The following is a 12,584-nucleotide window of genomic DNA, read 5'->3' as shown; positions in this document are numbered from 1 at the left end:
CCCTACACCGCTGCCGGCTCCAGGACGGGCTCTGCATAGGTGGGCTCACGCCTCTTGATGAACTTGATGACCATGGTGGTGACAGGCACGAACAGGAACTCGATCAGCGTTTTGTAGAGGAAACCGAACACCAGATAGTTCAGGAACCCGCCGGCGTCGCTGATTCCGATGACCGGTGCCGCAATGGCGCAGAAAATCAGGGTGTCAACAAACTCCCCCACCCCGGTGGAGGCCATCAGCCGCCCGGCCAGTGCCTTCTCCCGGAACCGGTCCTTCATCCGGGTCAGCACCAGGGAGTTCAGCAGCTGGCCGGCCAGGAAACCGAGCAGGCTGGCCAGCACTATCTGCCAAACCGGTCCCAGGGCCACCTCCAGGGCAGCCTGCTTCTCCTGGCCGTAGGCGTCATCAAAGCCCGGCAGGGCAATGATGACGGCGAAGCTGACCACGGCAAGAAGGGCCATGCCGAAGCCGGCAAGGATGGCACGCCGGGCTGCCTTGAATCCGTAGACCTCGCTGACCACGTCGCCGAGGATGTAGGCGAGCGGGAAGAGGAAGAAGCCGCCGTCGGTGACAATCTCGAAGCCGCCGGGGAGGTCAAAATGGACGCCCTTGCTGGCGCCGATATTGGAAATAACAATCACCACGCACATCAGCGTGAGGATCAAATCGTATTGGGAGCTCCCGCGGGAGGCGTACGCTGCAGCGCTTTTCGCAGCTGCCCGTGGCTGTGCATCCATGGCATTTTCCGTCCGGTAAGTGGTTCGCCTGGCTTCCGCCGGCTGTATTAGCACTGTGCCCGCTGCCCCGGGCAGCCCCGCAGGGCCGCCATCCATTCTGCCACGGTCCGCCGGACCGCGGCGCCGCATCATTTTTGAACACGTTCAAAATTGTGGTTCACTGAACGCTGAAATACTGCACAAGGGAGCATCATGGCCGTCACCGCCAAGAGCGAACAGACGCGCCGGCTCCTCATCGATACGGCACTGCGCCTCTTTGCCTCACAGGGCTACGAAAAAACCACCATGCGCGCCATCGCAGCGGAGGCAGACGTCTCGGTGGGCAACGCCTACTACTATTTCCGTTCCAAGGATGACCTCCTCCACGAGCTCTACCGCTCCCTGCAGGATGAGCACCGTTCCCTCGCACTGCCGCAGATCCGCGAAGGCCACAACTTGGGCGAGAACCTGCTGGCCGTCCTTACTGCGGGCCTGAAAACCATGGCGCCCTACCACGGCCTCGGCGTCCATTTCCTGCGTGACGCCATCGCACCGCACCGCAGCGGTGCCGCCGCCGTCGGCCGCGGAAAGTCCATCGCCATGTTCCGCCTGGCCGTGGCGAGCGCCCGGCCGCAGCCGCCCTTGGCCCTGCGCAGCGACCTGCCCGAGCTGCTCTGGCTGGTGCACATGGGATTTACCTTCTTCTGGGTGTATGACCGTTCCCCCGGGCAGCGCCGGTCCCATCGCCTGGCCGCCAATCTGGCACCGCTGATGGCCAAACTCGTGATCCTGTCCCGGCTGCCCGTGGTCCGCAACCTCCTGGAGGACGTGATCCGGCTGCTCCGCAGCGCCCGCAGGGACTGAGAACCCGCCGCCGGTCACGGCACGACGGCGGCACGCCCACGGCACGCCGGCGGCACGCCGTAACAGCGCGTCTTGCAGTGGTGGCCTGTTTCTCCGGTTTGGGTGGAAGATAGACCCATGTCTGCAAACACACACACTTCTGCGCCCTCTGCTCCGGCCGTCACACTGACCATCGCCGGCTCGGAAGCCACCGGCGGCGCCGGTGCCCAGGCCGATCTGAAGACCTTCCAGGAACTGGGCGTCTACGGCATCACTGCACTGACCTGCATCGTGTCCTTTGACCCCAATGACTCGTGGAACCACCGTTTCGTCCCCGTAGATCCGCAGGTCATCAGCGACCAGCTCGAAGCGATCACCACTGCCTACGATCTGGACACGGTGAAGATCGGCATGCTGGGCACGCCGGCGACCATCGACGTCGTCGCCAAGGCGCTGCAGGCCCAGGACTGGAAGAACCTCGTGCTGGACCCGGTGCTCATCTGCAAGGGCCAGGAGCCCGGTGCCGCACTGGACACCGATAAAGCACTCAAGGCACAGATTCTTCCCCTGGCCACCTTCGTCACCCCGAACCACTTCGAATCGATGTCCCTGTCCGGCATGGACTCCATTGAGACGGTGGAAGACCTGAAGGAAGCAGCCCGCCGCATCCATGAGGCCAGCGGAGCGGTGGTCCTGGCCAAGGGCGGCGTCCGGCTGGAAGGAGAGGACGCCGTCGACGTCTTCTACGACGGCGAAACCATGGAGGTGCTGCGTGCACCCAAGGTGGGCGAGGTAGCCGTCAGCGGCGCCGGCTGCACCCTGGCCGCGGCCATTACCGCCGAACTGGGCAAGGGTGCCACCCCGCTGGAGGCAGCCAGGACCGCCAAGGCGTTCGTCACCGAAGGCATCCGCAACCGGGTGTCCTCCAATGCACCGTTCGATGCACTCTGGCAGGGCAACGCGGGACAGGGTCCCGCGCTGTAATTCCGACCCGGCCGTAATCCCGGCCGGCACGGATACGGAAAGGAATCTCCCGGCTGGGAGGTTCCTTTCCGCGTTAAGCCGGCCGTCACGGTCCCTGCCTACCTTCCGGATGATCTCGTTGCGGTCAGAATGCTCTAAAAAGGGGGCAACCTACCGTGCTGTCCCGCGAATAACAAGGCCTAGGCAGCGAATCCGTTGTTTGAATTACCATCCTTTGCACCACACAAAAGCTCCTCTATGGTGTGCCCTACGGCTGCAGCTTTGGGGGCCGTTACGTGCACGCTGACACTCCTCAACGGGGGTTGGAGGCACAACGGAAAACCTGCCGCAGTGTGTCAGCAGCCGATGCAAAGTCCCATGGACGTGCCCGGTAGCGCTCGGCGGAACGTTCAAGGAGCGCAATGAGATTGTCCATCCATCACAAACCCGGCGCGGTACTCACTGCCGCCCTCGCCGGGATCGCACTCACCGCCGCACTGGGCCTTCCGGCCCAGGCCATCGGGAACACAGCCAACGGCGAAGGACTGGTTGAAGGCATCCCGGCCGAACAGCTGCAGGCCCAAAAAGTTTCCCCCAGCCTGCGGGACGCCTCGGGTCAGGTCTCCGTCTACGTCCAGTTCACCGGCGAGGGCGCCTTTGAGCAGACGCAGCCGGAGGAGGTCAAGGACGGCAAGGCGGACCCGGTGGTCAACAAGCCGCTGGTCGAAGAGATCCGCAGCACCATCACCGAGCAGGCCGAGTCCGTTGCCGAGGAAGCCGCCGCCAGCACCCTGTACACCACTACCAACACCCTTCCCGGTACGGCGATCGTCGGCGATGCCGAAGCCATCCGCGCCCTGGCCGGCCGCGCCGACGTCCAGCGCATCACCAGGATCGTCCCGAAGTCCGTGGACAACAAGGGCACAGACATCGACACCCGTGCCCTGAACACCTGGGTGGAACGCCGGCAGACCGGCGAAGGCGTCACCATTGCCGTCCTGGACACCGGCATCGACTACACGCACAGTGACTTCGGCGGCCCCGGCACCCTCGAGGCGTACGCAGCCGCACAGGCCTCCCCCACCATTCCCGCTGCGGACAGCGGCCTGATTGATTCCGCCAAGTTCATTGGCGGGTATGACCTGGTGGGCGACGACTACGACGCCGATTCCGATTCCCCCACCTACCAGCCGATTCCCCGGCCGGACCTCAACCCGCTGGACTGCGGAGGGCACGGCAGCCACGTAGCCGGAACCGCCGCCGGCTACGGCACCAACAATGACGGCACCACGTTCCGCGGCGACTACTCCACCCTTTCGGCGGAGCAGGTCAACTCGATGCGGATCGGCCCCGGCTCCGCCCCCAAGGCATCCCTGGTGGGCATCCGCGTCTTCGGCTGCTCCGGCTCCTCCGAGGTAGTGGGACAGGCCCTGGACTACGTGCTCGACCCCAACGGCGACGGCGACTTCTCCGACCGCGCCCAGGTGGTGAACATGTCGCTGGGCTCGGACTACGCCCCCGCGGATGACCCCGAGAACGACATCGTCAACAAGCTCACCGAGCAGGGCATCCTCTCAGTGGTCGCCTCCGGCAATGCCGGAGATGTGTACGACGTCGGCGGGTCCCCGGGCAACGCCAAGTCGGCGCTGACGGTGGCCAGCACCATCGGCTCCCAGATCGCCCTGGACCGCGCCGATGTCCTCGCCCCGGCCGAACTGGCGGGGACCGCCGCCGGACAGTACTCCTCCAACTTCAACTACTCCAACCCGGACCTCACGGAAGCCCAGCTCACCGGTACCGTGGTCACCGCCCCGGCGGACAATGCCTTTGGCTGCGACCCGTTCCCGGCCGGTTCGCTGACCGGTAAATGGGTCTGGCTGCAGTGGGAAGAGAACGGTGCCTTCCCCTGCGGATCCGCAGTCCGGTTCAACAATGCCCAGGCTGCCGGTGCCACCGGTGTTGTCCTGGATTCCCCGCGTTCGGTTTTTGACGCCGGGATCGGCGGCAACGCCACCATCCCCGGCATCCAGCTGAACGCTGCGTCCTCGGACCGGCTGCGCCCGGCCGCGGTCGCCGGCACCCTGACGCTGCGTTTGTCCCCGGCGTACAAGGGCACCACGTCCGGTCCTTCCGGCGTGGGTGACACCATCAGCTCCTTCTCCTCGCGCGGGCTGCACGGCTCCAACGGCGTGGTGAAGCCCGACGTCGCCGCTCCCGGCTCGTCCATCGGCTCCGTCGCGTCGGGCTCGGGTAACGGTGCCGCCGTCAACAGCGGCACATCCATGGCGACCCCGCATGTGGCCGGCATCGCTGCCCTGGTCTATGCCGCCACGGACCTGAATCCGTACCAGGTCAAGACCGCCATCATGAACACCGCCACCCATGACGTGCTGACCGCGGACGGAGCCGTCCAGGCTCCCAACCGGGTCGGCTCGGGCCGGGTGGATGCCCTCGACGCGGTGAGCACCAAGGTGCTGGCTTACGCCACGGAGGATCCGGCGCTGACCAGCGTGAACTTCGGTGTGCTGGAGCTCGGCAAGGAAGCATTGGTGCTGACCAAGCAGGTCACCGTGGAGAACAGGTCCGACCGTCCCCTTTCCTACAACGTCAGCTACCTGCAGGCATCGGCCATGCCCGGCGTCGTTATCAGCACCACCCCCTCGGTGAACGTCCCGGCCAACGGCAAGGCGACCGTGGACGTCACACTGAGCATTTCCGATCCCGCCGCACTGGCCAAGACCATGGACCCGGCAGCGGAGTCCGAACAGCTGGGCATGGCCCGGCAGTTCCTGGCGGATGTGTCGGGGCGGGTGCAGTTCGCCTCCAACGGCGTACCCACCCTGCGGGTTCCGGTCTACTCCGCGCCGAAACCGACGTCGGATATGAGCGCGGGCAAGGACATCCCCTTCGCCGATTTCGATGCGCTCAAGACCACGGTCACCTTGCAGGGCCGTGACCTCAACCAGGGTACGGGCGCCTCACGCTACCTGTCCCTGGTTTCGCCCCTGGTCCTCGGCGCGCAGAGCCCGCGGCTGGAATCCGTGAAGCTAGATTCCATGTACGCCCTGGACCTGCAGGCCGTGGGTGCTTCCTCCACCGTTCCCACCGCAAAAGCGGCCGGAGCAGACACGGCAGCTTCGCTGGTCAACTTCGGTGTCAGCACCTGGGACAACTGGCCCGTTATGGGCGGTGTCAACGAGATTGACGTGGAAATCGACACCAACGGTGACTCCACGCCCGACTTCGTGACGTTCGCCGGCCGTGCCGCCGACGTGGACCTGGTCATCGTTTCCACCTACCGGTTGAACGCCGACGGTACCGGGGTTTTGGTGGACACGACCGCAGCCAACGGTGTCCAGGGCACCACGGACACCAACACCTTCGACACCAACACGGTGACGCTGCCGGTGCGGGCCGCGGCCCTGGGCCTGGACGTCAATGCCGCATCCGCGCCGTTCCAGTACCGGGTCAATACCTGGAACCCGTACAACGTGGATGACCAGGGCAGGAGCGTCCCGGTGGACGCTACGGAGTACATTCCGTTCGACGCCGCCAACCCGGCGCTGACGTTTGCCGGTGCCGGAGCCACGCCGAACGCTGCCCTGTTTGCCGACGTCGACGGCGGCAGGATCGATGTGACCCGCAGCGCCGGCACCACCGACGCCAAGGCACTGTTCCTGCACCTGCACAACACCACCGGTGACCTCAGCGGCACCAACGGCGACGGCGGACGCGCGGAGGTTCTGCCGATCAAGGTTCCTGCCAAGGTGGTTCCCACGCCCAAGCCGACGCCCACCCAGACGGCCACGCCCACGCCGAAGCCGACGCCCACCCAGACGGCCACACCCACACCGAAGCCGACGCCCACCCAGACGGCCACGCCCAAGCCGACGCCGTCCCAGACGGCCACGCCGAAGCCGACGCCTAACCCGGTCCGTGCCGTCACCAAGTGCTCGGGTTCGGGTGTCCAGATTGCCGTCACGGTAAAGAACACCGGAACCAAGACTGCGAACGTAGTGGTGAAGTCCAACTACGGCACCGTTACGGTCAAGAACCTGGCACCGGGTAAGAGCAAGTCCGTAGTCATCAAGACCAAGCAGTCCTCCATCAAGGGCGGCGAGGTCACGGCGAGCTACACCTCTACCGGCAAGGGCAAGGTGGAGAAATCCAGCTACAAGGCCAAGTACGATGCCCAGAAGTGCAAGGGTAATCACGGCCACGATCACGGCCACGGTCACGGTCATGGCCACGGTGGTGGTCACGGCGGCGGCCGCGGCTAAACCGTAACCCCGGCCCGGGCGTAACGCCCCGACGCCGGGTCGATCGGCAGCACACAACAGCGGGCCTCCGCGGAGAAATCCGCGGGGGCCCGCTGTTGTGGTGTTCCGGGCCGTGTACCTACTTCAGCAGCCGGGACATTCGCCTGTCGGCGAGCAGCTTGCCGCCGGTCTGGCAGGTGGGGCAGTACTGCAGCGAGGAGTCCGCGAAGGCAACCTCGCGGACCGTGTCCCCGCAGACCGGGCAGGGCTCCCCCGTCCGCGCATGTACCCGCATGGCCCGCCGCTTGGAGTCCTTCAGCTCCGCTGCCGGACGTCCAGCGGCGTTCTCGATCGCGGAGTCCAGGACAGCACCCATCGCATCGAACAGCCGCTGGACCTCATCCGGCCGGAGCTTGGCGCCAAGGGCAAACGGAGACAGGTGCGCTGCATGGAGGATCTCGTCGCTGTAGGCGTTACCGATCCCCGCAATGACCGACTGGTCCCGCAGAAGCCCCTTGATCTGGCCGCGGTGGGAGGTGACGAGCTCGGCGAAAGCGCCGAATCCGACGTCGAGCGCTTCCGGACCCAGCCGGGCAATGCCCGGCACATCCGCCAGGTCCCGGACAACGTAGACCGCCAGCGACTTCCTGGTCCCGGCTTCGGTGAGGTCAAAGCCGGGCTCGGCCGCCGCGTCGCCGGAGGCAGCAAAGCGCACCCGCAGGGCCATCGACCCCCGGCCCGGCCGCAGGCGCCCCGGTTTCAGTGCGTCGGACCAGCGCATCCAGCCGGCCTTGGCCAGGTGCATCACCAGGTGAACGCCGCCGGCGGTGAGAATGAGGAACTTTCCCCTGCGTTCGACGCCGGTCACCGGAGCCGCGGACAGCTCCTGCAGCGGTACGGCCGCGGTTTTCAGCACGGGAACGGACAGCACCTCGACGTCGGACACCGTGGCCGCAGGCGCCCCGGGCGGGAGCAGCTTGGACCGCAGGAAATCGACCAGTCCCTGCACTTCGGGCATCTCAGGCATGGCTACACCCTAACCGCCGGTCCGTGGCGCGTCACTGGTCCGAATGGGCCTGCAGGAACGAGTACACCTCGGTCTCGTCCACGCCCGGGAACGCGCCCGGCGGCAGCGCCGCCAGCAGGTGCGAATGGGCCCGGGCGCTGGGCCAGGCGAAGCCGGACCATTCCGCGGAGAGTTCACCGGGCGGCGTGCGGCAGCAGTCCGGATCCGGGCAGCGGGACTTGGAGCGCTCCTGCGTGTCCCGGCCGCGGAACCACTTCACGTGGGCGTACGGCAGGCCGATGCTCACGGAGAACTTGCCGGCCGAGCCCCGCTCCACCCGGGCCGTGCACCAGTACGTGCCGGCGGGTGTGTCGGTGTACTGGTTGAACGCGCTGAACTGGTCCGGCACGGAAAAGACCTCCCGCGAGGTCCAGTACCGGCAAATCGGCTGTCCCTCAATGGCACCGGTGTGGTCGGCAGGGAACGTCACGCCGTCGTTCTCGTAGGCCTTGTAGACAATCCCGCTTTCATGCACCTTCTGGAAGTGGGTGGGGATGCCCAGATGCTCCGTGGCGAGGTTCGTGAAGCGGTGCGCCGCCGTCTCGTAGGACACCGCAAACGCATCACGGATGTCCTCCACGGCAATTTCCTTGGCCGCCTTGGCGCGCTGCAGGAACTCCACGGTGGCCTTCTCCGGCAGCAGCAGTGCGGCGGCAAAGTAATTCGTCGCCACCCGCTGGCCCAGGAACTCGCCGTAGCTGCTCGGGGTCTGATGCTGCAGCACAAAATGGCCCAGCGCCTGCAGCAGCACCGAACGCGGATCATGGTCCGAGCGCTGGGACTGGGTCAGGTAGATCCGCCGGTTCTTCAGATCCGTAACGGACCGGGTGGAGTGCGGCAGATCGTTGACGTGGTGCAGGCTGAAGCCCAGATATGCGGCAATGTCCGCAATCACATGCTGGGACAGGGGCCCGGAGGTGTGCCCCACGGAGGCCAGCACCTTCTGCGCCTCGGCCTCGTACTCCGGGAAGTAGTTGTTCCGCTCACGCATCATGGCCCGCAGCTCGCCGTTGGCACGGCGCGCCTCCTCGGGCGTGGCCACCTGTTCATTGAGCCGGCGCTCCAGCTCCGCCTGCAGCCCCACCAGGGATTCGAGCACATCGATCGGCAGCCGGGAGCCGATCCGCACCTTCGGCAGGCCGAGGGAGGAATACAGCGGTCCGCGCTGGGCCCGCTCCAGTTCGATTTCCAGTGCGGCACGCCGGCTCGGCGGCTCGGAACCCAGCAGCGAGTCGATGCTGACGTCCAGGGCGGCGGCGAGGGCCTGCATCATGCCCAGCTTGGGTTCGCGCTTGCCGTTCTCGATCAGGGACAGCTGGGACGCCACCGTGCCGACGGCGGCACCCAGGTCATCCAGCGTCATGCCCTTGGCCTTGCGTAGGTGCCGGACGCGGCGGCCCAGGCTGATGACGTCCAGGGTGCGCTCGGCGTCGGGCCCCAATCCGCCCTTGCGGGAGTCCGGAGCGGGCCGGTTCCATGTTGTACTCGTCACGTTTTTCACAATACGCGAAGAAACGCGTTTCTTTCCATAGAAAAACCCTAGAAGAGGGGTTGTTATTGGCGCAGGCTGAGTTCACAGCAGGAAATTCCGGTTTGAAGCGGACCGGAATGAATGAGGAACATTCAAGGAGAATCAGTAATGAGCCAGGACCAGCACACCGCCCCGACGGCAGAACAGCTCACCCAGGAATGGGCCACCGATCCCCGGTGGGAAGGCATCACCCGTGACTACACGGCAGACGACGTCGTCAAGCTGCGCGGCCGGGTCTCCGAAGAGCACACCCTGGCCCGCCGCGGTGCGGAGAAGCTCTGGGACCAGCTGCGCAACGCCGGTGACGAAGGCTACACCAACGCTTTGGGCGCCCTCACCGGCAACCAGGCCGTGCAGCAGGTCAAGGCTGGCCTGAAGGCCATTTACCTCTCCGGCTGGCAGGTCGCCGCAGACGCCAACAACTCCGGCCACACCTACCCGGACCAGTCCCTGTACCCGGCCAACTCGGTGCCCACCGTTGTCCGCCGCATCAACAACGCCCTGCTGCGCGCAGACCAGATCGAGTTCGCCGAAGGCATCCAGAGCGTGGATGACTACCTGGTGCCGATCGTGGCCGACGCCGAGGCCGGCTTCGGCGGCCCGCTGAACGCCTACGAGCTGATGAAGGCCATGATCACCTCCGGCGCCTCGGGCGTGCACTGGGAAGACCAGCTCGCCTCGGAGAAGAAGTGCGGCCACCTCGGCGGCAAGGTCCTGATCCCCACCGGCCAGCACATCCGCACCCTGAACGCCGCCCGCCTCGCGGCCGACGTCGCCGGCACGCCCACCGTGGTCATTGCCCGTACCGACGCCGAGGCTGCCACCCTGATCACCTCCGACGTCGACGAGCGGGACGCCGAGTTCATCACCGGCGAGCGCACCGCCGAAGGCTTCTACAAGGTCCGCAACGGCATTGAGCCCTGCATCGCCCGGGCCAAGGCCTACGCACCGTACTCGGACCTGATCTGGATGGAAACCGGCACACCGGACCTGGAACTGGCCCGCAAGTTCGCCGAGGCTGTCCGCTCCGAATTCCCGGACCAGATGCTGGCGTACAACTGCTCGCCGTCCTTCAACTGGAAGAAGCACCTGGACGATGACACCATCGCCAAGTTCCAGCGCGAACTCGGTGCCATGGGCTTCAAGTTCCAGTTCATCACCCTGGCCGGCTTCCACGCCCTGAACTACTCCATGTTCGATCTGGCCCACGGTTACGCCCGCTCCGGCATGAGCGCCTACGTGGAACTGCAGGAAAAGGAGTTCGCCTCCGAGTCCCGCGGCTACACCGCCACCAAGCACCAGCGCGAAGTCGGCACCGGTTACTTCGATGCCATCGCCACCGCCCTGAACCCCGAGGGCAGCACCCTGGCTCTGGCCGGCTCCACCGAGTCCTCCCAGTTCCACTAAAACCCGTACTGCACCATCCGATGCTGCGGGGGCGCCGCCCTGGACGCGGCGCTCCCGCAGCATCACCCCAGTCTTGAAGGATCCCAAGGAGAACGCCATGAATGACCCGATCACCCTGAACGGCATTTCCCTCACCGCCCCCGCAGTGCGGCGGCAGGAGGAAATCCTCACCCCGCAGGCGTTGGACTTCGTCAAGGCGCTGCACCGGGCCACGGCCAGCCGCCGGCAGGAACTCCTGCAGCAGCGCCAGACCCGCCGGACGCAGATCTCCAACGGCGCGGACCCGACGTTCCTGGCCGAAACCCGGCACATCCGCGAAGACGATTCCTGGCGCGTGGCCCCCACTGCTCCCGGCCTCGAGGACCGCCGTGTGGAGATCACCGGCCCGGTGGACCGCAAAATGACCATCAACGCCCTGAACTCCGGAGCCAAGGTCTGGCTCGCCGACATGGAGGACTCCTCCACGCCGTCGTGGGCCAACGTGATCAACGGTCAGCTGAACCTGCGCGACGCCCTCGACCGCCGCATCGACTTCACCTCCCCGGAGGGCAAGGAATACCGCGTGCAGGGCGCAACGCTGACCGACCTTCCCACCATCGTGGTGCGCCCCCGCGGCTGGCACCTGCCGGAAAAGCACATGCTGATCGACAACACCCCGATCGCCGGCGGCCTGGTGGACTTCGGACTGTACTTCTTCCACAACGCGCAGCGGCTCATCTCCCAGGGCCGCGGACCCTACTTCTACCTGCCGAAGATTGAAAACCACCTCGAAGCCCGCCTGTGGAATGACATCTTCGTCCTGGCGCAGGACCTGCTGGGCATCCCGCAGGGCACCATCCGGGCCACGGTCCTGATCGAAACCATCACCGCGGCGTTCGAGATGGAGGAAATCCTCTATGAACTGCGGGACCACGCCGCGGGCCTGAACGCCGGCCGCTGGGACTACATCTTCTCCGTGATCAAGAACTTCCGCACCCGCGGCCCCCGGTTCGTACTGCCGGACCGCAACATGGTGACCATGACCGCCCCGTTCATGCGCTCCTACACCGAGCAGCTGGTGCGTGCCTGCCACCGCCGCGGCGCCCACGCCATCGGCGGCATGGCTGCCTTCATCCCGAACCGCAAGGATGCGGCGGCCAACGACGTCGCCATGGAGAAGGTGCGCGCCGACAAGACGCGCGAAGCCGGTGACGGTTTTGACGGCTCGTGGGTAGCGCACCCGGACCTGGTGCCGGTGGCCATGGAGGTGTTCGACGGCGTCCTGGGCGAGCGGCCGAACCAGCTGGAGAAGACCCGCGACGACGTGGTGCCCAATGACAAGGCACTGCTGGACATCGCCTCCACCCCGGGCGTGATCACGGAAGCCGGGATCCGCAGCAACATCGAGGTGGGCATCCGGTACATCGAGTCCTGGCTGCGCGGCAACGGTGCGGCGGCGATCAACAACCTGATGGAGGACGCGGCAACCGCGGAAATCTCCCGCTCACAGATCTGGCAGTGGATCCACTCCTCGGCCGTCACCGACGAGGGCGAGATTGTGACGCATCACTGGGTGGAGGAACTGCTTGACGAAGAGTTCACCAATCTGCAGCGCTTTGACGGTGACCGCTTCGAAGACGCGCGCGAACTCTTTGAGGAAGTGGCGTGCGGGGAACACTTCCCCACCTTCCTCACCGTGCCTGCCTACGCCCGCTTCCTGCACGAAGCGCAGGAGCTGGCGGCGGCATAACCCTGGAGGCAGGGGCGGCGCGGATATCGCTTCAGTATCCGCGCCGCTAAAGGCCGGGAGTCCTTTCGGC

Annotated in this window: 8 protein-coding genes; 5 read left to right on the top strand and 3 right to left on the bottom strand. The window is 66.0% G+C overall.

Annotated features, from left to right (window positions below; all coding sequences use genetic code 11):
• Positions 1-2: 2 nt before the first annotated feature.
• Positions 3-737 (bottom strand): queuosine precursor transporter, encoded by a 735-nt coding sequence (locus GD627_RS15145; RefSeq protein ID WP_152273232.1) that lies wholly within the window; start codon positions 735-737, stop codon positions 3-5.
• 192 nt (positions 738-929) lie between these two features.
• Between GD627_RS15145 and GD627_RS15140 the strand changes: the two genes are divergently transcribed.
• The 3 genes from GD627_RS15140 (at position 930) to GD627_RS15130 (ending at position 6,802) form a co-directional block, all read left to right on the top strand.
• A complete protein-coding gene (locus GD627_RS15140; protein WP_152273231.1) occupies positions 930-1,580 on the top strand; it encodes a TetR/AcrR family transcriptional regulator in 651 nt (216 codons plus the stop codon).
• A 117-nt stretch (positions 1,581-1,697) separates the two neighbouring features.
• Positions 1,698-2,543 carry a bifunctional hydroxymethylpyrimidine kinase/phosphomethylpyrimidine kinase gene (gene thiD / locus GD627_RS15135; protein WP_152273230.1) on the top strand — a complete coding sequence of 282 codons (846 nt, stop codon included), beginning with the start codon at positions 1,698-1,700 and terminating at the stop codon, positions 2,541-2,543.
• 401 nt (positions 2,544-2,944) lie between these two features.
• Positions 2,945-6,802: a S8 family peptidase gene (locus GD627_RS15130; RefSeq protein ID WP_194266076.1), complete on the top strand. Its 3,858-nt coding sequence runs from the start codon at positions 2,945-2,947 to the stop codon at positions 6,800-6,802.
• A 118-nt stretch (positions 6,803-6,920) separates the two neighbouring features.
• Here the strand turns inward: GD627_RS15130 and GD627_RS15120 are convergent, their stop codons facing one another.
• Together GD627_RS15120 and GD627_RS15115 are read right to left on the bottom strand one after the other, a co-directional pair.
• Positions 6,921-7,808: an Fpg/Nei family DNA glycosylase gene (locus GD627_RS15120; RefSeq protein WP_152273229.1), complete on the bottom strand. Its 888-nt coding sequence runs from the start codon at positions 7,806-7,808 to the stop codon at positions 6,921-6,923.
• Between the two features lie 31 nt (positions 7,809-7,839).
• Positions 7,840-9,288 (bottom strand): helix-turn-helix transcriptional regulator, encoded by a 1,449-nt coding sequence (locus GD627_RS15115; RefSeq protein ID WP_246165568.1) that lies wholly within the window; start codon positions 9,286-9,288, stop codon positions 7,840-7,842.
• A gap of 198 nt (positions 9,289-9,486) precedes the next feature.
• Here GD627_RS15115 and aceA point away from each other — a divergent pair, with 198 nt between their 5' ends.
• Together aceA and aceB are read left to right on the top strand one after the other, a co-directional pair.
• Positions 9,487-10,785 carry an isocitrate lyase gene (gene aceA / locus GD627_RS15110; RefSeq protein WP_186764350.1) on the top strand — a complete coding sequence of 433 codons (1,299 nt, stop codon included), beginning with the start codon at positions 9,487-9,489 and terminating at the stop codon, positions 10,783-10,785.
• A 97-nt stretch (positions 10,786-10,882) separates the two neighbouring features.
• Positions 10,883-12,514 carry a malate synthase A gene (aceB, locus tag GD627_RS15105; RefSeq protein WP_152273226.1) on the top strand — a complete coding sequence of 544 codons (1,632 nt, stop codon included), beginning with the start codon at positions 10,883-10,885 and terminating at the stop codon, positions 12,512-12,514.
• Positions 12,515-12,584: the final 70 nt, after the last annotated feature.

The organism is Arthrobacter yangruifuii, assembly GCF_009192775.1.
Lineage (GTDB): Bacteria > Actinomycetota > Actinomycetes > Actinomycetales > Micrococcaceae > Arthrobacter_B > Arthrobacter_B yangruifuii.
Note: the sequence above shows the minus strand (reverse complement) of the source record. Positions and strands in the feature narration are given on the sequence as shown.